The 22,731-nt window shown below is 40.8% G+C and carries 21 protein-coding genes; 12 read left to right on the plus strand and 9 right to left on the minus strand.

Annotated features, from left to right (window positions below):
• Positions 1 to 1,986 carry a glycosyl hydrolase family 28-related protein gene (locus B4U84_RS07440; RefSeq protein ID WP_131116581.1) on the minus strand — a complete coding sequence of 662 codons (1,986 nt, stop codon included), beginning with the start codon at positions 1,984 to 1,986 and terminating at the stop codon, positions 1 to 3.
• 112 nt (positions 1,987 to 2,098) lie between these two features.
• On the opposite strand from B4U84_RS07440, the gene dhaL reads away from it, so the two are divergent.
• The 7 genes from dhaL to B4U84_RS07475 all read left to right on the plus strand — a co-directional run bounded on the left by dhaL (position 2,099) and on the right by B4U84_RS07475 (position 7,881).
• A complete protein-coding gene (dhaL, locus tag B4U84_RS07445) occupies positions 2,099 to 2,728 on the plus strand; it encodes a dihydroxyacetone kinase subunit DhaL (protein ID WP_017308943.1) in 630 nt (209 codons plus the stop codon).
• A 492-nt stretch (positions 2,729 to 3,220) separates the two neighbouring features.
• Positions 3,221 to 4,378 (plus strand): sulfate ABC transporter substrate-binding protein, encoded by a 1,158-nt coding sequence (locus B4U84_RS07450; protein ID WP_017308944.1) that lies wholly within the window; start codon positions 3,221 to 3,223, stop codon positions 4,376 to 4,378.
• A 133-nt stretch (positions 4,379 to 4,511) separates the two neighbouring features.
• Positions 4,512 to 5,396 carry a sulfate ABC transporter permease subunit CysT gene (cysT, locus tag B4U84_RS07455; RefSeq protein ID WP_131116584.1) on the plus strand — a complete coding sequence of 295 codons (885 nt, stop codon included), beginning with the start codon at positions 4,512 to 4,514 and terminating at the stop codon, positions 5,394 to 5,396.
• Positions 5,383 to 6,282, plus strand: a complete 900-nt coding sequence (gene cysW, locus B4U84_RS07460) for a sulfate ABC transporter permease subunit CysW (protein ID WP_131116586.1) — start codon at positions 5,383 to 5,385, stop codon at positions 6,280 to 6,282. The genes cysT and cysW overlap by 14 nt, the downstream gene beginning before the upstream one ends.
• Positions 6,283 to 6,392: 110 nt before the next feature.
• Positions 6,393 to 6,659 (plus strand): NIL domain-containing protein, encoded by a 267-nt coding sequence (locus B4U84_RS07465; protein WP_017308948.1) that lies wholly within the window; start codon positions 6,393 to 6,395, stop codon positions 6,657 to 6,659.
• 160 nt (positions 6,660 to 6,819) lie between these two features.
• Complete coding sequence (locus tag B4U84_RS07470; protein ID WP_017308949.1) at positions 6,820 to 7,437, plus strand: NIL domain-containing protein; 618 nt, start codon at positions 6,820 to 6,822, stop codon at positions 7,435 to 7,437.
• A 105-nt stretch (positions 7,438 to 7,542) separates the two neighbouring features.
• Entirely contained in the window at positions 7,543 to 7,881 is a 339-nt protein-coding gene (locus tag B4U84_RS07475; protein WP_044452380.1) for an NIL domain-containing protein, read from the plus strand.
• 106 nt (positions 7,882 to 7,987) lie between these two features.
• Here B4U84_RS07475 and B4U84_RS07480 read toward each other — a convergent pair whose 3' ends face one another.
• The 3 genes from B4U84_RS07480 to B4U84_RS07490 all read right to left on the minus strand — a co-directional run bounded on the left by B4U84_RS07480 (position 7,988) and on the right by B4U84_RS07490 (position 12,133).
• The gene (locus B4U84_RS07480) at positions 7,988 to 8,578 is read right to left on the minus strand and encodes a Crp/Fnr family transcriptional regulator (RefSeq protein WP_017308951.1); all 591 of its coding nucleotides are present in this window, start codon (positions 8,576 to 8,578) and stop codon (positions 7,988 to 7,990) included.
• 205 nt (positions 8,579 to 8,783) lie between these two features.
• Positions 8,784 to 11,282 carry a BsuBI/PstI family type II restriction endonuclease gene (locus tag B4U84_RS07485; protein WP_242677563.1) on the minus strand — a complete coding sequence of 833 codons (2,499 nt, stop codon included), beginning with the start codon at positions 11,280 to 11,282 and terminating at the stop codon, positions 8,784 to 8,786.
• A gap of 122 nt (positions 11,283 to 11,404) precedes the next feature.
• On the minus strand, positions 11,405 to 12,133 hold the full coding sequence (locus B4U84_RS07490; RefSeq protein WP_017308953.1) for a Bax inhibitor-1/YccA family protein: 729 nt from the start codon (positions 12,131 to 12,133) through the stop codon (positions 11,405 to 11,407).
• A gap of 381 nt (positions 12,134 to 12,514) precedes the next feature.
• Here B4U84_RS07490 and B4U84_RS07495 point away from each other — a divergent pair, with 381 nt between their 5' ends.
• Positions 12,515 to 13,297: an RNA polymerase sigma factor SigF gene (locus B4U84_RS07495; protein ID WP_044452379.1), complete on the plus strand. Its 783-nt coding sequence runs from the start codon at positions 12,515 to 12,517 to the stop codon at positions 13,295 to 13,297.
• An 8-nt stretch (positions 13,298 to 13,305) separates the two neighbouring features.
• On the opposite strand, the gene dusA is transcribed toward B4U84_RS07495, so the two are convergent.
• The 3 genes from dusA to B4U84_RS07510 form a co-directional block, all read right to left on the minus strand.
• Entirely contained in the window at positions 13,306 to 14,352 is a 1,047-nt protein-coding gene (gene dusA, locus B4U84_RS07500; RefSeq protein WP_131116592.1) for a tRNA dihydrouridine(20/20a) synthase DusA, read from the minus strand.
• Positions 14,353 to 14,430: 78 nt separating this feature from the next.
• Positions 14,431 to 15,066: a DUF3226 domain-containing protein gene (locus B4U84_RS07505; protein WP_131116595.1), complete on the minus strand. Its 636-nt coding sequence runs from the start codon at positions 15,064 to 15,066 to the stop codon at positions 14,431 to 14,433.
• A gap of 5 nt (positions 15,067 to 15,071) precedes the next feature.
• Positions 15,072 to 16,196, minus strand: a complete 1,125-nt coding sequence (locus B4U84_RS07510) for an AAA family ATPase (RefSeq protein WP_131116598.1) — start codon at positions 16,194 to 16,196, stop codon at positions 15,072 to 15,074.
• Positions 16,197 to 16,307: 111 nt separating this feature from the next.
• Between B4U84_RS07510 and menB the strand changes: the two genes are divergently transcribed.
• Both menB and B4U84_RS07520 read left to right on the plus strand, forming a co-directional pair.
• Entirely contained in the window at positions 16,308 to 17,141 is an 834-nt protein-coding gene (gene menB, locus B4U84_RS07515) for a 1,4-dihydroxy-2-naphthoyl-CoA synthase (protein WP_131118779.1), read from the plus strand.
• 273 nt (positions 17,142 to 17,414) lie between these two features.
• Positions 17,415 to 19,487, plus strand: a complete 2,073-nt coding sequence (locus B4U84_RS07520) for a tetratricopeptide repeat protein (protein WP_242677564.1) — start codon at positions 17,415 to 17,417, stop codon at positions 19,485 to 19,487.
• Positions 19,488 to 19,554: 67 nt separating this feature from the next.
• Here the strand turns inward: B4U84_RS07520 and B4U84_RS30425 are convergent, their stop codons facing one another.
• Entirely contained in the window at positions 19,555 to 19,719 is a 165-nt protein-coding gene (locus B4U84_RS30425; RefSeq protein ID WP_165490257.1) for a hypothetical protein, read from the minus strand.
• Between the two features lie 331 nt (positions 19,720 to 20,050).
• Between B4U84_RS30425 and B4U84_RS07525 the strand changes: the two genes are divergently transcribed.
• The gene (locus B4U84_RS07525) at positions 20,051 to 20,284 is read left to right on the plus strand and encodes a type II toxin-antitoxin system Phd/YefM family antitoxin (protein ID WP_207390906.1); all 234 of its coding nucleotides are present in this window, start codon (positions 20,051 to 20,053) and stop codon (positions 20,282 to 20,284) included.
• Positions 20,281 to 20,703 carry a type II toxin-antitoxin system VapC family toxin gene (locus B4U84_RS07530; protein ID WP_131116604.1) on the plus strand — a complete coding sequence of 141 codons (423 nt, stop codon included), beginning with the start codon at positions 20,281 to 20,283 and terminating at the stop codon, positions 20,701 to 20,703. Before B4U84_RS07525 ends, B4U84_RS07530 begins: the two co-directional genes overlap by 4 nt.
• A gap of 268 nt (positions 20,704 to 20,971) precedes the next feature.
• On the opposite strand, the gene B4U84_RS07535 is transcribed toward B4U84_RS07530, so the two are convergent.
• On the minus strand, positions 20,972 to 22,699 hold the full coding sequence (locus B4U84_RS07535; RefSeq protein ID WP_131116607.1) for a hypothetical protein: 1,728 nt from the start codon (positions 22,697 to 22,699) through the stop codon (positions 20,972 to 20,974).
• Positions 22,700 to 22,731: the final 32 nt, after the last annotated feature.

Below are 22,731 nucleotides of genomic sequence, written 5' to 3' on the forward strand. Positions count from 1 at the left end.
TTACTCTTTAAAACCCGTATACAACATCATAACTCTACCATTACCTGTGTATCTGCCGGGAAGTTGATCTTTCATTAGCTTTTTAGTTTGGCTTCCTCGTGTTTCTTCTACCCATATTTGGTAGCTATCATTATCAAAATACACTTCAGCTACACCAATGAAAGCAGCAGAAGCATTAGTAATACGGAAAAGAGGATCTTGGGGCTTTTGTTCACCAGCAGCATAAAATAATCCACCCAAAAGTTCAGTTAAGCCACCGTTTTTAGTCTCAATTTTTGTCTTACCTTTCTCTGTTTTAAAACCGAGAATCCACAGTTTTGCTCCATTATTAACTATATTAGTCTCTAAATCACCTTCAGGATTTACTTGGCGTACCCAAATATCTTGAGCAGGATTTAAAAATCTCAGTTTATCCATAACAGCATCATCAATAAATAAATCTCCAGTACCCTTACTTTCTAAACTTAGGTGACTGATACTGCGATAAACAACAGTTCTCTTAGCCACATTCTTCCATTTCAACTTAGAACCAAAATCAACAAAGAAGTTTTCCACAATCAGTGTTGGTTTACTACCGTTATCTGCGACTATTTCTCCTTTACCATTCATGACTCCTCCTGTACTAATAAATCTTTCTACTTTACCTCGTAGTCGCAGAGAACCGTCAATGATAAATGTTCCCTTCCCACCAGGTACTACTACTGTTGTGGCGCCAGAATCAATTGCCTTTTGAAAAGCAGCTGTATCATCTTTATTATCATTAGCAATTGCGCCAAATTTCTCAACGTTTACCCATTTTTTGGGATCATCCCATTTCAACTTGGGAAACTGTTTAAGAGGAAGTTGCAGTGACTTTGATGGTGAAGTAAATTGTGAAATTATGGGATGGGATGTATATTCCTTCAAAATAGAGCCTGTAACTATCTTTTTACCTTCTCTTGTATTATTTAAAAGAATTTCTTTATATCCAGAAGATATGACATTTCTACCATAAATAAAACCAGCCGAAGAAATTCCTGGAAGTTTATTAGCGCGATCGCGACCAACCAATTTAGCATTTACTAGAGTCAAAGTACTACCAGGATCAACACCGCCAGTGGGATCAATACCATTGATAATTGCCGATACAGAATTAATGCTATTAAAACCCTCCAAACTCATTGCTTGTCCATTATTAAAAATACCTGCAAAATTTTGCTCGCGGACAGTAATATTCTGCATGGTAATACCATTAATAGCGTTATTGGTACGCACACCATAATCAAAACCAACAACTTCTACATCCTCAATCAAAAGAGGACCAACTTCACCATGAGTTAAAGCTAAACCAGTAGTTCCCTTTTTGTCTTCAGAGATAATCTTGACGCTTCTGACTGCTCCTTGATTATTAGCAACAAAATTCAATCCCTCTGCACCGGGATTATTTTTTCCAATATTAATAGTCAGATTTCTCACAGAATTACCAAAACGTTGAGCCGCTATACTTGCTTTAAATTCTTCTGAATTGGTATCTAAATCTGGATCGAATCCTGTGGAAATGACTGGTCGAGGTTTGTTGGCGTCTTGGAATAGAGGAGATTGAGCTTGAAGGCGAATAATCACGCGATCGCGACTTTGTCCTTGTAGTGTAGTATATTTATAATCCGAGCGATTACGCTCTCCAGCTGGCCAATGTAGACTATTAGAAATATCATAAATACCGTTTGGTAAGTAAATAATTCGTCCTTGACCAGGAAATTTATTCAGTGCTTTTTGAATTGCTTCTGTGTCATCCTTTCCATCATTGGGTACAGCTCCATATTCTCGGTCAGTAACATCTATTACCCCTACATTTTTGGGAAAAACAATATTTTCTGGCACACTTGGAGTAGCTTGCGCGATTTGAATCTCAGCATTTTTGGTATATTCAGCACAAGTAGAAGTGACAATGGCCACAAAAATCAAACAGGGAATTTGTTTTAAAATAGAGGCTTTAGCAAAAAACACAAGTTGATCTTCTCTTAGATACTTTACTATTCCCTTTTACATTTGTTAATTGCCAAAACCGTAAAAACTCGGATATTTTTTATGATATCTGCGTTCAGCAGGAGGTATAAAGATGGTGACAACAGAGCAGATTTTGCAGTGGTTACAAAGATTTGCAACTATAGTTGAAGCAAACAAAGACTACTTAACAGAATTAGATGCAGCCATAGGTGATGCTGATCATGGTATCAATATGGAACGCGGCTTTAAAAAAGTAATTACTCAATTGCCAACGGTTGCAGATCAAGACATCGGTGGTATTTTGAAAACGGTGAGTATGACCCTAATCTCCACAGTTGGGGGTGCAAGTGGTCCACTTTATGGCACATTATTTCTAAGAGCAAGTACGGTAGTAGCTGGTAAAAAAGAACTTAGCGAGCAAGATATGCTGGCTATGCTGCAAGCGGGATTAGATGGTGTCCTTACCAGGGGGAAAGCACAACTAGGCGATAAAACAATGGTCGATTCCTTGTCACCAGCTGTAGCAGCTTTTGGACAAGCTGTCACAGGAGGTGAAAATACATTGTCAGCAATGCAACAAGCTGTAGCAGCAGCAGAAAAGGGAATGCAAGATACAACACCAATACAGGCTAAAAAAGGTCGCGCTAGTTATTTGGGAGAACGAAGTATCGGACATCAAGATCCAGGGGCGACTTCTGTTTATTTAATGTTGCAGAGTTTGCTAGATGTTATCAGTCATTAGAGACGCAATGAATCGCGTCTGTACAATGGTTGATATTCCTCACGTCTGTACGTTTTGAACTCGAAGTTTCTCGTTTCAACCCCCAATCCCCGTTATACCATTTCACAAAAAATCTGATACAAATACAGGTCCGTAGAGACGCGATATATCGCGTCTGGAACAAAATTTATATGTATCGCGATTAACGTGAAATGGTATTACCCCTTCGCTCCTAATCCCCACTCCCTTGGGGGAGTGGGGGCCCCGAGTTCCCCAAAGGGGACCCCTACCTTCCCCAACTCCCAATCCCCAATCCCCGTACTCTATGAGAAGCCGCTGACGCGTCTACGCGAAGCGTCTCCTCTGGAGAATCCCCAATCCCCTTCCCTATCAATAATGCGTAGTTACTCTCTTGATTTTTGAGCAGCACACATGTAATATAACTCACAACTAATCATAATTACTATAAGCCGAGCGACGAATAGTAGATTTTATGTAAACGGGGTAAATCGAATGAGTTCATGGCAGCGTGTTATTACAAAATCAAGACAAACCTTAATAAAAATTACTAGTGGGATGAGAGTTAACTCAATTAAAGGTTTTCTATCACTTGCTTTAGTTGGGGTGAGTTTAAGTGTGGCGATCGCATCCTGTTCTGGTGGTAATGGCAACAATACTGCTAGTAACTCCACAGCTAGTCCTGTTTCAGCAGCAAATAACAAGCAAGATGTTGAAGTAACTCTCGTTTCCTTTGCCGTTACCAAAGCTGCTCACGATGTTATTATCCCTAAGTTTGTAGAAAAATGGAAGCAAGAGCATAACCAAAACGTTACCTTCAGGCAAAGTTATGGTGGTTCTGGTTCCCAAACTCGTGCAGTGATCGATGGTTTGGAAGCAGATGTAGTTCACCTAGCGCTGGCTTTAGACACTCAAAAAATTGAGAAAGCCGGACTTATTGAACCTGGATGGGAAAAAGAAGTTCCAAATAATGCTGTTGTCTCTAGATCTGTAGCTGCTCTCATCACTCGCCCAGGGAACCCAAAAGGTATAAAAACCTGGGAAGACTTAGGAAAAGGCGACATCAAGGTGATTACCGCTGACCCTAAAACATCAGGTATTGCTCGTTGGAATTTTCTCGCCCTGTGGAACTCAGCCATTAAAACAGGTGGAGGAGAAGAGAAAGCCCTCGATTTTGTCACCAAAGTATACAGTAACGTACCAATATTAACTAAAGACGCCCGTGAAGCTACTGATGCTTTCGCCAAACAAGGTCAAGGAGACGCCTTAATTAACTACGAAAACGAAGTGATTCTGGCACAACAGAAGGGTGAAAAAGTTGATTATGTAATTCCAGATGTGAATATTTCTATCGACAACCCAATAGCAATAGTAGATAAGAACGTTGATAAGCACGGTACTCGTGAAGTAGCAGAAGCTTTTGTTAAATATCTATTCACTCCAGAAGCACAACAGGAATTTGCAAAATTAGGATTCCGACCTCTAGACGAAGCAGTAGCCCAAAACAAAGAACTCAAAGCACTTGCCGATAAATATACAAAAGTAAATAATCTGGGAAATGTTCAAGACTACGGCGGATGGGCTGAAGTGCAAAAGAAATTTTTTGAAGATGGAGCAGTTTTTGACCAAATTCAATCCAATATCAAGCGTTAGTCAATAGTCAAGGGTCAAGGGTCAATTGTCAATTGTCAATAGTCATTGGGAAGAGACTTGTTAAATAATTCTCCCTTGTCCCCAATCCCCGATACCCGATCCCTGATCCCCAATCCCCAATCCCCCAATCCCCATGACCGTATCCTCTCCTTCATCACCACCTCAACAAAAAGCTAGAAACCAGACTCCAGAATGGAAGAAGTTTTTGGATCAATTTTTCCATCTTCCTTGGACATGGCGAATTACCTTGGGATATCTAACAGTGATGTTAATTGTCCCAATCGCCGCCATGTTTTTGAAAGCGGCGACTAAATCTCCGACTGAGTTTTGGCAAATTGCTACTAGTCCCATTGCCTTGTCGGCTTATACCGTAACTTTTTTGACAGCTTTGCTGACAGCTTTACTCAATGGTGTTTTTGGTACTTTAATTGCTTGGGTCTTGGTTCGTTATGATTTCCCAGGCAAAAGATTTATTGACGCCACCGTAGATTTACCGTTTGCATTACCAACAGCAGTAGCAGGTTTAACACTAGCCACAGTCTACAGTGATAATGGCTGGATTGGTTCGCTATTTGTCCCCTTTGGTATCAAGATTTCTTTTACTAGTTTGGGTGTAGCAGTGGCAATGATTTTTATCTCGCTGCCTTTTATAGTACGGACAGTGCAACCTGTACTCCAGGAAATGGAGAAAGAAATCGAAGAAGCTGCTTGGTCTTTGGGTGCATCTCAATGGCAAACTTTCTGGAAAGTGATTTTACCGCCTTTATTTCCCACAATTTTGACAGGTGTAGCCTTGGGTTTCTCCCGTGCTGTTGGCGAATACGGCTCGACAGTGATCATATCTTCCAACACTCCCTTTAAAGATTTGATTGCACCTGTATTGATATTCCAACGTTTAGAGCAGTATGACTATTCCGGTGCAACGGTAATTGGCATGGTACTACTAGTGATTTCCTTGGTGATATTGCTAGCAATTAATTTCTTACAAAGTTGGGCAAGAAGATATGACACAAAATGAAGAAGCCTCTTTTCCACAGCCCCATTTTCACACAACAGAAGCTAACCCCAACAAACAAAAGCCAACCAAAACAAAGAATTTTGTTCCTGTCATACTAATTGGGGTGGCGCTGGTATATTTGGCGTTGATGCTATATATTCCTGCTGTCAACGTTTTTTACCAAGCATTCAAAAATGGAGCTGGGCCATTTCTTTCTAATTTGACAGAACCAAATTTTTTGAATGCAGCCAAGCTGACAGTATTATTGGCTTTAATCGCTGTACCAGTAAATACTATATTTGGTTTGTGTGCAGCTTGGGCGATCGCTCGTCACAAATTTCCTGGTCGCACTTTAATTTTGAGTATCATAGACCTACCCTTTTCAATTTCACCCGTCGTCGCTGGTTTAATGATTGTGCTGCTCTACGGACGAAATGGGTGGTTTGGGGGCTGGTTGCAAGAACATGGAATCAAAATTATTTTTGCTTTTCCTGGGATGTTACTGGCTACAGCTTTTGTCAGTATGCCGTTTGTGGCGCGTGAAGTCATTCCGGTGTTAGAGGAGTTAGGAAGCGACCAAGAAGAAGCAGCGCAAACTTTGGGTGCAAACAGCTGGCAAACATTCTGGCGTGTAACATTACCGAATATCCGTTGGGGTTTGCTTTATGGCTTAATTTTGACCAACGCCAGAGCAATGGGTGAATTCGGCGCAGTTTCAGTAGTCTCTGGAAACATCGCTGGTAAAACCCAGAGTATGCCTCTATTTGTAGAGGATGCTTATAAACAGTATGAAACAGAAGCAGCCTATTCAGCTGCTGTAATCCTAGCGTTGCTTGCAGTCGTAACTTTGGTGTTGAAGGGGATCTTAGAACGGAAAACAGGAATCAAATCATCAAAAGGTCATTAGTCATTTGTTATTTGTCATTTGTGAGGAAGAGAAACTAATGACTATTGTACAGACGCGATGAATCGCGTCTAATAACTGATTAATTCAAAAGTGGAACAGGAGAATTCAATATGGCTTCTCACAATACCCTTACCAACAAACGAATTCGCGTTAGAATTCCCAAAGACTATCGTCAGGAACCTGTTATCTCTCGCTTAGTTTCTGACTATGGTCTTACAGTAAATATCTCTGCTGCTGTTCTCGGAGCTAATGCTATTGGTGATGGTTGGTTTGACCTAGAGTTACAAGGAACACCGGAAAAAATTGATGGTGGGCTGAGTTATCTCAAAGAATTGCAACTGGAAATTTGGGAAGACAGCAACATAGGTAATTGGTAAAAATTATTGTTTGTTGGTGTTTGGTTGTTGGTTATTGTTTGTTGATTGTTTCAAACATCAATAACTAACAACTAATTACTATAAGAACGCAATATTTCAAACATTTGAAATCCTCCCTGCGCTCCTGCTATTAACATTTATATTTTCCAGTATATTTTGTATGACGACCTTTAAATATAGATGTGCAAAAATACCTCCAGTCCACATTCGGATTCGAGTTCCTCAGCATTATCATCGGCAACCTGTAATTTCTCGATTAATCTCCCGCTATAATCTCACAGTTAACATTAAAGCAGCTTCTCTTACAGTAGATATTGATAGCTGTGGCTGGTTCGATTTAGAACTTCAGGGTAATCCAGAACAAGTTATTAATAGCCTCTCCTATTTGCAACGAATAGGTGTGGATCTTATGCAAATAGGTATTGTAGGAAATATTTTAACTAGTGAAGACTCTCAGTCTTTTCCAATTTCAGATAATCATATAAATCCCAGTGAACATACTGATTTAGTAACAAAATGGGAAGACCAAATCTATCCGCAAATCTCCAACAATCAAACCAATATACTACGTTTGCAACTGTGTATCTCGAAAAATCACTACCACACACCTGTCATTTCTGAATTAGTTTCTCGCTATGGAGTAACAGTTAATATTACCGGAGCTTTACTAAAACCGGATATCCAAAATGATGGTTGGTTTGACTTAGAAATTTGGGGAAGACAAGATCAGCTTTTTTCTAGCTTTAGTTATTTGCAAAGTTTTTTTATTAATACTTGATTAAGTATAGCAATCCTAAAGTAATTTTAGAAATTGAGAAAGTTAAATCCCGACTTCTTCAAGAAGTCGGGTTTCTAAATATAAATTCATGATTATATCAAGAAAATGAGAAAAATAAATCATCGTCAAAATCTCAAAAAAACCAAACTATCTCTGTTAGATCAAACATCAAAACACAACAGTAAGACTCAAGTTCGTCTTCGTCTTTATATCCCTCAATGCTATCAAAACCAACCTATAATTTCTCAATTAATTTCAAAATATGGTTTGGTTGTAAATATTACTGGAGCTAGTTTAGAAAAAAATGCAGGCAAAGAGGGATGCTTTGATGTACAACTCAAGGGAGATATATCACAAATTTCCTCTGGGTTAAGTTACTTGGTATCTCTAAATTTAAAAATTATAAGTAAGCCAAATGCTGATGGAGATAGTTGGTATTGTTAGTTGTTAGTTATTATATGCTAGGTGTTTATAAGCATCAACAATCAATAACTAACTACCAACAATCAACAACTAAATACTCATCACTAGATACTAATCATACTTCTAGCTAGATTTCATAGTGCCATATTTGTTCTTCTTTCAGGACAATTCGATGTAAAGGTAGTCGGTAAATGAATCCTCTTTCCTCTAAATTAATGAGAACTCTCGTAATCGTCACACGAGTTGAATTCAACATTTCTGCAATATCTTGATGAGTTAGACGTAAATCAATTAATTGTCCAGTTTCTACTGCACGACCAAACTTTTTAGCTAACCAACTCAGCAGTTTAATGAGCATAATTTCTACTGTTTTATAGCTGCGAATCATCATCAATGCTTCTGCTTGTTCTATTTGTGCTAGTAAGATCTCTGTGAGTTCATATGATTGATTGACAGGAAAAATACTAACTTCTACTTTGGTTAAGCACTCTATTTCATATGGTTCTATTTTTGATAAGCTTCTACCAATAACATCTCCTGGTCCCCAAATTCCTAAAGTGACGAGTGTACCGTCTTCATGCCAGGTTAAATTTCTTACTACTCCTTTTTCAATCTTCCAGAGTATATTCGGTGGAAGTGGTATAAAAGAGCGTTGTTTCAAATACCGAGTAATAGTTTTATGAGAATAATTTATCAAAGGAGAAGAGGGAGATATCACGGATTAACTCCTTTTCAACGATAGATTAACCGTAGTTTTAAAATATCTCAATTTTGAAGCAATTGATATAGATCAACTTGAAATTTTAGATTTTCAAAGATGATTAATGGCAAATAACTGATACTATGAATCACAATCAAGATTTCTCAACCATCCACTCAATCGTGTTGTTAGGTGTACTGTTACCTATTTAGAACCAGAATTTTCAAGAACGATTCTCTGGGTCTTCATAGGGGCCAAGGAATCTCTCCCCATTGAAATGAATCATATGATCAGGTTGATCTGCGACCCAAACTTCAGTTTCCCAAGAAATCTCAGCAAGATACCGAGTCATTTCCCTACGGCTTGGAAAAGCTGTAACAAAAACTAGTCCTTTACCACCAGACTGAAAGAGTTGCCTTAATTCATTGTGACGTTTCAAGTTGACCGGACCATGACTAGTCACAGCTTCTATCAATACAAGCCAATCTTTCCGTTGATAGTGAACTACAATGTCTGGCATTTTACCGTGAGGATCTAACTCAATCCCCATTTCTCGGAATTTCTGAGTTTCATTAATAATGAACTTATCCCCAGCATCGCCTACATAGAGAACTCTACCTCCAGGCGTAAATCTGGGACAGAAGCTTTCCAAAATGTCTTTTATTAGTATATTTTGTCCACCTGATGAGATCTCAATGGCTTGACCGTCAGGCAAGGTTACGGGAATCATCGGTATATTGCGATTCCTCGCCTGCAATAAATTTGTGACTGAAACAGCATAATTTCGACAAGCCTCTTCCCACTGCTCAGAGCCATAGGATTTCAGAAGTGATAATGCTTGTTGATGAAGTTGATAACACCATTTGGGGCTATTAATTGGTCGGTCTGGTCGATCTGGATTCTCAACAACTATTCCCATCTGCACAAACTGATGCATCGTCTGTCGTCGAACTGTTTCGCGTGTATTCGGTGCATATTGTTTCCCATAGTAATCGTGAAACCAATCCATCATTTCTGTAATTCCACGTCTTGGTGCTGTTGCTTGATTCCAAGGTGTTTCAGGTCGAATGTCTGCCAATGCGAGTAAGCAAAGTGCTGATCGTTCGTTCTGTTGCTCTCTTGGAGCAGAAATATCTTTGAGAATTGCAAGAGCCTCTTCAATTCGTTTAGCAGCCCGAACTGCATTTGTAACTTCGCTCATAATCGACAAAGTTTTATGTACAACCTGATCAAGTTGCTCCTGATCAAACTGAGAATCACCAATTTGGCTTCCTAGTCTGATTAAATCATCTTTACAAGGGTACTTAATTATACGCAGATCTGTTGCATTGATTTGTGTGTGTCCACTAAACTGCCGGAAGTAATTATCAAATAAAGTTGAATTGAGGAATGCTGCTAAACCTCGTGCCAGATCAGGGTTCATTCCCTGACCTTTAGCATGGTAGTAGTTAAGATGATTTTCTATACCTAGCGCTGGTGCGTCTAAAGGAGAACAGACAGCAGCAACAACACGACGCTTTTCCTCCTTAGCAGAAAAACGCTTGATCAAAACGTACCAACCTGATTGAACTAACCATTTGCTTGTTTGTTGGTTTTGCTCAATTGCGATCGCCTTACGAGGATTGCTAGGTGGAAATAAAATTTTCCCTGGCTTCACAGTTTCTGGGTACAGTAGTGGAACATTCTGCTCATCCAAGCAAGTTCTTAAAAACGATTTGAGACGAAAATCGACAACCGGACCCGTTGAAACTTCTAAACCCATTTCATCCAAAGTAGATGAGAATTTATCCATTTGCACTCTCAAAGAATCTTCAAGGGAGTTTGTCACAATATGAATAAAACTCTCGGAATCATTGGTTTCAACTACTTTACTGTAAGGAATATATCTTAATTCTGAAAAATCATCTAATTTAGTTTCAAAATTCCTAGTTATTTCTACATAATCAGGCTTAATTTTAGTTTTACTAGCATGAAAAATAATATTTTCTTGCAATACGTTATCCTCTGCAAAAGCTGCTGAACGGCTCTCAAAAACATGAATTTTTTTTAGCGCCATGCTTTCTAGGAAAGTTTTCCGGAAAGGACGAAAATAGGTACCATTACAGAAACTTCTGGGCGTGATTGCAACTATCTCTCCGTCTTCGGCAAGCTGTAACATAGTAAGCCAAACAAATGCACTATATAGATTTCCTGTTTCAATTCCAAGCTTTGAAAGGATCTTCTTTTCTATTGATTGGCTGTGAATTTTTTTATAAGGTGGATTCAGAATTGCATGAGTAAATTTGATTGATGACGTAGTAAAAAGTGGTAAATTTATTTTTTTAAAAGCTTCTATAAAACTTTCTTCATGCAAACAATAATTTGCTTGAATTCCTCTACTCTTTAAAGCTGTACAACACTCTATAAGACATTGCCTCAAAGAGGATATGAAGGCTGATTCAACTTCATATGCTGTTATCAAGCAACTTTTAACCTCGTTAGGATTTGCCAATAACTGCTCTACAAAAGCAGCAGCTAATGACCCAACTCCAGCACCAGGATCTAGAAGATTGATGTGACCCGATAGACTACTAAATTGTCTAGCCATAAAACGGGCAACTAGGGCGGGAGTAAAAAACTGACCCAACTCGCTACGTTGCTTCAGATTTAACCTTGAAGAGAAATGAATCCTAGTGATGTCGGCAGAATCTGTAAGAAACATCGTCATCCAATTATTATACATAATCGGAAAGCAATGGGAAAGCGAGCAAGGACTCTCACCAACATATAAATTCCAAAAAACCGTGGTTATCACAAGGGTAACCACGGCATAAATTAAAAAAATGGTTTTTCTACTAGATATGCTTAGTCACGACCATTTAGGGCGATCAACAGCCTCAAAATGAAGATGAAAAGGTTGATGTAAGTTAAGTACATCGACAAAGCCGCAGGTAGGTATTGGTCATTGCGGTAGGTACGTGGCAGGATGTAAAAATCGACTACGGATGCTCCAGCAAACAGAAATACTCCCAAAGCAGAAATGCCAATTTCTAACCACCCTGGAGTATAAACACCGAACAAAGCAAAGACAAATTGCAAGCCTACAACCACGACCAAGGCAATAATACCCAGATTGATGGTTTTTGTCAGAGCCATACCGTCAGTCTCAGAAAGATTTGAACCAATCTGACGAGCGGCGATGAAAGTGATCCCACAACCAAGAGCTGCTATACCAATTCCCTGAATACCCACACCCTCTGTTCTTAGCGCCACAAAGACCAAGCCGCTGAGAGTATATCCAGACAACAAGCTATAGGCTGCTAATAGAGGCAGTGCAACACTATTCTTGCCCTTTTCAGCAACATTTTGGGCAACAAAGAACAAAATTAATTCTAAAATCACTGCGCCAATGAAGGTGGGAAAGAAAAGTCCGGGGTTAGCACGGATCACTCCCAAACCGCCATAGGTTCCCAATGCTGTTAAGATCAGGCCGCCTCCCAGATAAGGTAGAGCATTGGCGATGACATTTGGTCCCACTAGGGCGTGGGTTTTAGCCTCACGGATAGCATCACGGAAGTTGCTAGTATTGCTCATATTTCACAATTGAGTTTTTCAATGACGATATTACTGACTAATTCCATTCTTACTTAGATTTTTAGCTCATAATTGAGAAATGAATCCATAGAAATCCTGTTTTGAAAGCGCTGGGCCATATTTATCAAGGTCTTTGATGACCTTGAACTGCACAAGGATACATCCAAACTAAACTTTTTGTTACACAACCATCTCTGCATCTAACAGATATGGGTACAACAAATTGCGTAAAAATACCGGACTATCTAGTGAGACTCTATATAAGTTCAGTGAAACAACGAATGGTGTATCAAAGCATTACTAAGGAAAATAATTACAGCTTAAGTGAAGTCTACGCAACTCCGTTTTTTAGGGAATAGGAGTTACCAAAAAGGAATTTCTATGGCAACAAGTCAGTCCTCTATGCGGTCTGATGGTATGGAGTTATTGCAGTTATATCATCAGAATCCTTCAATTGAACTTCGTAATAAACTTGTAAAATTAAATACTGGCTTAGTACGTAAGCTAGCTCATAAATTTAGTCATCAATGTCATGAGCCTTATGAAGACTTAGAGCAAATCGGTTACTTCGGTTTAATCAGGGCAATTGAGCGTTTTGATCCCAGTCAAGGATACGCTTTTAGTTCCTTTGCTGTTCCTTATATTCGGGGCGAAATGCTACACTTTTTGCGCGATCGCGGTACTCTATTAAAGATCCCCCGTCGTTGGCAAGAACTTTACAATGAAGGGCAAAAAGTGCGTAAGGAATTGGCAGAGATTTTAGGGCGTCCCCCGAAAGATTCAGAAATTGCCAAGCAACTCAAGGTATCTGTACAAGAATGGCAAGAAACCAAGTTAGCTGCTCAAAACCGTATGCCTTTGAGTTTGGATGCTACAGTAGTCAACTATATTGATTGTCAAATCACCTTAGGTGAGGCGCTTCCTTGTCCCCGTTCTAGCGCCCAACAGCAACAACAAGAAGAACGGCAACAACTACAAGGGGCAATTAGCATGTTAGAAGAAAAGCCCCGTATGGCAGTAGAGTTAGTATTTTTAAAAGAACTTTCTCGTAAAGATGCTGCTAAGAAAATTGGCACTAGTCCAATGACAGTCACACGGTATCTGCAAAAAGGAGTTCAGGATTTAATGTCGATGTTGCAAACACAAGCGTTATCAACAGGCTGAAAATGCACTCACGAGCAAGCAGTAAAATTTAGGCTGGGTACTATTGGCGAGTCGGGAACTTGTGCCAACGCCTCTTGTACCACAGCATAACCTGCTCCCAGACGACAGGAATTTTCCGTCAGATGACGCTTCCAAACTCGACTACCCGGTTGTCCAGCAAACAACTGTAACATGTGGCGGGTAATTTTGTTGAGCTTCAGACCTTTTGTGACCCAGTAATCAATATAAGAAAACATTGCTTCAGCAACTTCATGGCGAGATGGAGGTTGCATCGCCTCTCCATAGATTTCATTATCTGCTGTGGCGAATAAGTAGGGATGATCATAAGCTGCACGTCCAATCATCACCGCATCTACCGATTGTAAGTGCTGTCTTACTTGATCTATGTTAATAATTCCACCATTGATTTCAATAAATAGCTGGGGAAATTCTTGTTTAAGACGATACACATCACTGTAACGTAGGGGTGGGATATCACGGTTTTCTTTTGGGCTTAATCCCTGTAACCAAGCTTTGCGGGCGTGGACTGTAAAACGTCGGCAGCCTGCTTGTGAGACAATGCGAACAAAATTTTCCATATCTTCGTAGCGATCGCGATCGTCAATCCCAATCCGGTGTTTCACACTCACCGGGATACGAGTAGCATAAATCATCTCGGCTACACAGTCTGCTACTTTCTCAGGGTGTGCCATTAAACAAGCCCCGAAATTTCCATCTTGGACACGACTACTTGGACAACCGACATTCAGATTGATTTCATCGTAGCCCATATCCTCAGCAATCCGGCTACATTCAGCTAATTCCTTGGGATTATCGCCCCCGACTTGCAATACAAGGGGCTTTTCTTGTGGGGAAAAACCGAGTAGATATTCTTTGTCACCATGCAAAATCGCGGCAGTTGTCACCATTTCAGTATAAAGCAAAGTACGGCGGGTAATCTGCCGCATAAAATACCGAAAATGGCGATCTGTACGATCCATCATTGGTGCAATACTCAGAGGATAAGCACCGTGAATCATGGATTGGGGCGAAGTAGCTAAATTCAAATAAGTCATGATCACGAGTCTAGCTTAGAGATAAGTTTTTTTTATAAATTCCATCCAGTGATTTCTTAGGCGTTGCTCGGATAAGGTTTATGTGAATAAACGTATCAACCAGTTGGTGAATCTTACTGCGACATCTGTGTGAGGACGAAGAGTTTGGCTTGTTATTGCTTTTCCTAGAGGATAGCCGGGTTCATCATGCCAAGCAAGATATGTATGAATCACCGCTTTACTAAGATGTACTTCTTTGAAAGTTGTGACTTTCCTTTCCTGCGCCTGTTCCACACATTCTCGTGCAAATCCTAGCGATGTAGGTTCTGCAAGTTCTGCACAAAAGTCTTCTAACATCCCACAATCTTGATTGTTTGGCATGAGCCAAAATCCAAGTTTAGGATTATCTGCAACACTCTTAACTACCGTCCCATCAGCATCAGGAGTTGTCGGAAATGGATAACTGTAATGTTTTAATTTACCTTTTATGCTCTGCCATCTGCCTTCAACAGAAGGTTTGTCAGCATCAAGCATAACGCCTATTACTTGAGGAGGATTGGGGCGTACAATTAAAGCATTCAGTCGCTTCAAAACCCCGACATCTGAACCACATTGATATATACCAAAAATTTTAGGAACATTGTGAGCCTTACATAAAGCCATAACGACGTGGCAATCGTTATCGCCTTCAACTAGCAACACTTTATCTGTATCTTGCCTACAAACATCACTCATACTACTCACCGCACTTCAACATCCATGTCAATAGCATCAGTGAGTGTCTCAGATGTATATTCTGTTGCCTTAATTGAGCCATTCTTGACATCAAGCCTAAAGAAAGAACCAAGTTCAGGATATTTATTCCATATACTCTCAAACCCTTTTATACAATCACGGCTATGTGTTGTGGCAAAAACTTGAACATTAAGCCTTTTTGAGAGCTGAAAAACAATGTCCCAAACTTTAGGTTGCACACTCCAATGCAATCCATTTTCAAATTCATCAATTAACAGAAGACCGTTTCTAGCATTTACAAGAGCAACAATTATATGAAACAAACGGGTAATCCCATCTCCCATACTCTTGAGAGTTAATGGTTCATCTATTCCTTTAATTTTTACTAAAGGAATACGATTGTCATTTGCACGACCTCTACTAATATCCTCTACAAAGGCGACTCCAGAAACTCGATCATCAATCAGGCGAAGTGCAGAAATCACTTCCGATTCTAAATCGGTCAAGCTCGTTAAATCCCAAAGAGCAGCTAATTTTCGATTGGGCATATTTTCTGTTGAAACAATTTGCCATGTGTATTTCAACTCAGATTCCTGTCGTTCATAAAGAATTCTAGAGTTACGTCGCATGTCTCTGACATCCCTATCTAACCTAAAAAGTCTCCTTGTTCTTTCGCCTTCTTTTGCTACAAGAAAAACTTCAACATTAGATAGGTCTTCATCAAACTGAACATCAGAAATACGAATTTTCCTGATTGTGCCTTCATTATCATTTTTATTTTGATATGCGGCAACACCAATATGAAGCTTTATGTCTGAGGAGACTTCCCCAAGAGAAATACCTTCTTCTCCTATTTTGGGCAATTCGTGACCGAAGAAAAGATGTCTCACAGGATTACCGAGAAAATTTTGAGAATGTGGTTGAGCTTCACTAAACCAAGTCTCCTGCCTAGACTCTACAAGATCAAGAAGGACGCTAGAAGAAGCATTGCTGGCATAAAGTTCTATTGCTTCGAGAAAGGTACTCTTTCCAGCATTATTTCTGCCAACAAGCAAGTTGACACGACCTAACCTTTTAACTTCAAGGTGTTGAAAGAGCCTAAAGTTATTTATCTGAAAGGACTCCAGCATAGAATATCTCCGTAATCCCTTTCAACTAGCTTACAAGATGCTTGGTTAGATGGTATGGACAAAGAACTTGCGATAAAATTCTCAGGTTACAAAAATATATCATCCTATACAATGCAAATTAACTGGCAAAGCGTCAAAACCTACGAAGACATTCTGTATCATAAAGCCGATGGCATTGCTAAAATTACCATCAATCGCCCCCACAAGCGCAATGCTTTTCGTCCTAAAACTATCTTTGAACTATATGATGCCTTTTGTGATGCTCGTGAAGATACTAGTATAGCCGTTGTATTGTTTACAGGCTATGGTCCACATACAGATGGCAAATATGCCTTTTGTGCTGGCGGGGATCAAAGTGTACGGGGACACGCGGGTTATGTAGATGATAGCGGTATTCCTCGGTTAAATGTATTAGATTTACAACGCCTGATCCGGTCAATGCCAAAAGTTGTAATTGCTCTGGTGGCTGGGTATGCGATCGGGGGTGGACACGTTCTACATTTAATCTGTGATCTGACTATTGCTGCTGACAATGCTATTTTTGGGCAAACAGGCCCGAAAGTGGGAAGCTTTGATGGTGGTTTTGGGGCTAGCTATCTGGCGCGGATTGTGGGACAAAAAAAGGCACGAGAGATTTGGTTTCTCTGTCGCCAGTATGATGCTCAACAAGCGTTGGAAATGGGGTTGGTAAATTGTGTTGTACCAGTGGAACAATTGGAAACAGAAGGTATCCAGTGGGCTAAGGAAGTTTTAGAAAAAAGCCCGATTGCCATTCGTTGTTTGAAAGCTGCATTCAATGCTGATTGTGATGGACAAGCTGGTTTACAAGAACTTGCTGGTAATGCAACTTTACTTTATTACATGACTGAAGAGGGAGCCGAGGGTAAACAGGCGTTTTTAGAGAAACGTCCGCCTAATTTTCGGCAGTATCCTTGGCTACCGTGAGGAGAAGGGGGACGAGGGATAGTTCGTAGTAAGCACTTTAGTGCTTGAATATTTGAGGACTAAAGTCCTCACTACGAACTTAGGATTTTAAGCTTTCTTAATTCCAAAATTCTATTTTTATTGATATATCTAAGTAGGATTGCGAAAAGCTGCAAGTTTTATTTGTGGCTTTTTATATCACTATATATTTTCACAAGTTTTAGCAACACACTGTTTTATTTATACAAAATGAAGTACTTTTATACACTGCCATCTGTATTCATTGGGGTATCGATGGTGTTGGTGCAATCACAAGTTGCAGTCGCTCTATCTCAGCAAGAGGTGGAAAGCGTTGGTAGAGAAATTACGGTGCGGGTTGTCGATAGTCAAAATCCAACTGTTTTTGGTTCGGGTGTTTTGATTAAACATTCTGGCGACACTTACACTGTGCTAACTGCTTATCATGTGGTGAAAGATGGCGGGAAGTACGAAATTATTACACCTGATACACAAAGCAATCAGGTTAAATCTGTCAAACGCTTACCGGATGTTGATTTGGCTGTAGTTGAGTTTAGTAGTAGCAAGGATTATAAAATAGCCAAGATTGGGAATTCTGACAAAGCTACGGCTAGCACAACAATATATGTAGCAGGGTTTCCGGGCAGAACAGCAGCAATTTCTAATCCGCAGTTATTTTTCAACAAGGGACAAGTTCAAGCAAACGGTGCGGCGCAGCGTGATGGTTACAACATTCTCTACGATAACGATACTTTGAGTGGTATGAGTGGTGGGGCTGTGTTGAATGAACAAGGGGAAGTGGTAGCAATTCACGGCAGAGTTGATGAGCAAGAAATTGGTGAGAAAAGTCAGAGTAAGATTATTACGGGTTTAGGGACTACTATTTATTCAGCGTTGCGGCAAATGTTAGCCGTGGGTGTGGATGTGGGAGTGCGTCCACCGGATGTTGTGGCGACTGGGCTGAAAGCAGATGACTTTTATATTCAAGCCAGGGAGAAGTTTGGTCAAAAAGATTATAAGGGTGCAATAGCTGATTTAACAGAAGCGATTCGTCTCAATCCCAATTATGCCAATGCCTACAATAATCGCGGTGTAGTCCGCAGTAAATTGGGATACCATAAAGGAGCAATCGCTGATTACAACACAGCCCTCAAAATTAATCCCAACGATGCTGAAGCCTACCTCAACCGGGGTGCAGCCCGCTCCAATTTGAGAGACCATAAAGGAGCTATAGCTGATTACAACACAGCCCTCAAAATTAATCCCAACTATGCCAATGCCTACTACAATCGGGGTGTCGCTCGCTCGGATTTGGGAGACAAGCAAGGGGCTATAGTTGATTACAACTCTGCCCTCAAAATTAATCCCAACTTTGCCAGTGCCTACCTCAACCAGGGTGCAGCCCGCTCTGATTTGGGAGACCATAAAGGAGCTATAGCTGATTACAACTCTGCTATCAAAATTAATCCCAACTATGCCAGTGCCTACTACAACCGGGGTGTAGCTCGCAGTAATTTGGGAGACCATAAAGGGGCAATCACTGATTACACCTCYGCCCTCAAAATTAATCCCAACCATGCTAAAGCATACTACAGCCGGGGTGTAGCTCACAGTAATTTGGGAGACCATAAAGGGGCTATAGCTGATTACACCTCTGCCCTCAAAATCAATCCCAACTATACCGATGCCTACAATAATCGCGGTGTAGTCCGCAGTAAATTGGGATACCATAAAGGAGCAATCGCTGATTACAACACAGCCCTCAAAATTAATCCCAACGATGCTGAAGCCTACCTCAACCGGGGTGCAGCCCGCTCCAATTTGAGAGACCATAAAGGAGCTATAGCTGATTACAACACAGCCCTCAAAATTAATCCCAACTATGCCAGTGCCTACTACAACCGGGGTGTAGCTCGCAGTAATTTGGGAGACCATAAAGGGGCAATCACTGATTACACCTCCGCCCTCAAAATTAATCCCAACCATGCTAAAGCATACTACAGCCGGGGTGTAGCTCACAGTAATTTGGGAGACCATAAAGGGGCTATAGCTGATTACACCTCTGCCCTCAAAATCAATCCCAACTATACCGAAGTCTACTACAACCGGGGTAATGCCCGCCGTGAATTGGGAGACAACCAAGGGGCGATAGCTGATTACACCTCCTCCCTCAAAATTAATCCCAACTTAGCCCAAGTCTACGGACAACGGGGTATAGTCCGTGTTGAGACAGGAGATAAGCAAGGTGGAGTTGCGGATTTACAGAAAGCTGCTGAACTGTTTAAACAACAAGGAAATACAGAATTACATCAAAAGGTGTTGGAATTGATTAGAAAGCTTCAGCAGTAAGTAACATTGCATTTGAAACGCCTGCGATTGAAATCGCAGTCTCATAGCTAAACTCTGCTAAAGCAGACTATTTGATTTGTTCGGGTGCGTAGACACCCAGTGGCTTGTCGTCAGACATCGCATTTGAAACGCCTGCGATTGAAATCGCAGTCTCATAGCTAAACTCTGCTAAAGCAGACTGTTTGATTTGTTGGGGTGCGTAGACACGCAGTGGCTTCTTGTCGTCAGACATCGCATTTGAAACGCCTGCGATTAAAATCGCAGTCTCATAGCTAAACTCTGCTGAAGCAGACTATTTGATTTGTTGGGGTGCGTAGACACGCAGTGGCTTGTCGTCAGACATCGCGCTTTTTGATTCTCTAGGATTGTGCGATGTCTGTTGACAAGCCGCTTTGCGTCTACGCATCCCCATTGAGTAAAACAGTAAGCTAGATTTAGCGGTTAGTTTAGTAAAAAGTATGGTGTATGAGTACTGAACAATTACTACTGGAAAAATGGCGATCGCTTCCCTTGGACAAACGGCTATAATTCCTACTAAATCTTGATTTTCGAGAAGTATAGTGTTGAAAATAAGTGTTGAAGAAGCAGCCGCTAACTTAAAAACTCTCTTAGAGCAAGTAGCCAAGGGAGAAGAAGTAATTTTGCTGGAGCAAAACAAAGTTGTAGCTCGTTTGGTTCCTCCACAAGAAAAGGAACAACGTTTAGCAAGTATGAAACAATTTCGAGATGCACTGACAGTCACAGGAGAATCTTTGAGTGCAACTGTAGTTAATACACGCCAAGAGGAACGCCATTGATTTATCTCGATACAAGTGTTCTGGCTGCTTTATATTGGGCAGAAGCATTGAGCGATATAGTTGAAGAACTCGTACTGGTAGAATCAGAGCTTGGTTTAAGTCAGTTAGTCGAAGTAGAACTTTTTTCGGCGCTGTCGCGTCGGGTGAGAATGCGAGAAATATCCCCAGAGGAAGCAACAGGTATAGTACAGAGGTTTCAAGCTGACTTAGATAGTAGTTTTTATACTTGTATTGCGGTAGAGCCTATTCACTATAACTTGGCGCGTGAGTGGATTAGTCGGTTTGAAACACCATTGCGTACACTTGATGCTTTGCATTTGGCTATTGCATCGCAAAATAACATTCGGTTGGTAACAGCTGATGAAGCTTTGGCTGCGAGTGCTGGAGTTTTAGGAGTTGAGTTTCAGTTATTACGGTGATTTCTTGTTCTGAATCTAAGTTTGGCTGTAATTGCACTTTGATTGAATTAAAAAAGCGATCGCGTTTGAAACGTCGGAGATCAAAATGAGACAATTCAGGTTTGAAACGTGGAACTTTGAGTTTCAAACAAGAAAGTTTTCGTTTCAACCAAGAAATTTCGAGTACAGAAGCTCAAACTCCAAATAAGATCCCCAACTTTTGATAAAGGTCGGGGATCTCGGTGCGTAGACGTGCAGAGACTTGTCGTCAGACATCGGACTGAGCTAATTAGTTATGGCGTACGGAAACACCATGTATATCGCTATGCTCGTTGCCTATGTAAGCATAACCGCCAGCGGCATCTACTGGTGCAGTATCTACTGTGTTGGTAGTACGGAGTACTCCTACCAGACGCCCGTGAGAGCCATTTTTAGTCAGCTTAATGATACCAATTCCTGGACAGCTACCCTGGCCTGAATGTGTTACGGTTACAGGAATTGGACCGCGCAAAGCAACAACTAAGTACTTACCGTCTGGTGTATTTTCTATCAGATCTGGAGCTGGATCGTTAAGTGGCAAACCGGAATCATCTGTTACCGAAGCTGTAGCACAGGAACCCACACCGTTACCTTCGCCATCTGCTGAGGTCAAATCGTAAGTAGTTCTCTCTAAGGTTTTGGTATTGAATACTTCAACTTTATTCTGAATGCGGTCAGTATTATGGACATGTGAATAAGTCAATGTTTGCGTCATACCGTGGGCATCCCGGCGAGTTGTAATCCCTGGCAATTGACCCGTGTTGTTGGGATTTGGGCTACCTTCGATGTTACCGATTGTGGCAGTGTTGGTAGCATCCTTATAAACAAGTACAGGTTGAGGAATGTTGGGTGCATTTGGGGTGGAACCGAAGCCCGCGTCATCAATAGTGTACATGGTGAAAGTAGACTGGGTAGCACCCGCAGCAGAAGTAGAAACACCGGCATTCAACCACATGTTATTGCCTACTTGTACACCACCACAACCAGCACCATTAACAACCTGGTTGTCATACTCACCTAAAATCGTCATTGGGGTAGTTTTGGTGTTAGCAATCAACAGACCACCTCCACCAAAGGTGATGTAGGCATGATCACGGTTGGAGACTATTGGGCAGATGATCACATTGTTAGTCCGACCACCAAGTGAAATAGGGTTTTGATTGCAACCGTTTTCTTTGCAATTACTATTTGGTGTCAAGTCGCTAAAGTCTGCGTTGTCGTAGCTACCCACAATACTACCAATCAAATCTTTTCCTTGACCGTTCTTGCCCAGATAAACTTTGGCATCTTCTTCGATGGTTATACTTTTTCCCACACCCAAGGAAGCCGATTTGTTGAAAGTCGCAGCGATAATATCACCACGACGATTGCGGGTGATGTCGATGCGTTCTAATACCTTGCCATCCAAGTTTGCTAACAGTAAGGCGCTACCATCACTGTTCCAGAAGGACATATGTACTGAACGACCAGTATTGGTGCGGGTGACACGAAATAAAGCTACGGCTCCCTTGGTTCTGCCATCTATGATGCCGACATAACCACCATTCGGAGCAAACAAGTTTACATTCATGTATTTGTTTTGCGGGTCTGTTAGCATACCATGCAGACGACCGAAGGCTGGCAAATTACCCAAAGTATTACCTGTTGGCTGTCCATCAGTTTTGTATTCGATTAGGCTAGCGGGGAATACATCATGAATATTACACGGGCCTTCACCAGCGCGGTTTTTGCCATCACAACCAAGGGGTTTTGCTTCTTTACCACCGTAGTTTAGTTGTTTATTGACATCCTTGCTGTCCCAAACCCAAATCCAGCTACCATTTATTCCACGAGACTGAACACCGGATACTGAGTTAGATTGGTCTGCACCCCAAATTTCATATTCATTATCATTCCTGCCATTGGCTGGACTGACTGTAACTATAATCCCAACGATCGCAATCAAAATTAACTTTATTATTGAGTTGAAATGATTCATTGAATATGCTCGTTTACTTAATTGTCTTGTTG

It is taken from the genome of Westiellopsis prolifica IICB1, assembly GCF_004323185.1.
In the GTDB taxonomy this organism is placed as follows: domain Bacteria; phylum Cyanobacteriota; class Cyanobacteriia; order Cyanobacteriales; family Nostocaceae; genus Pelatocladus; species Pelatocladus prolificus_A.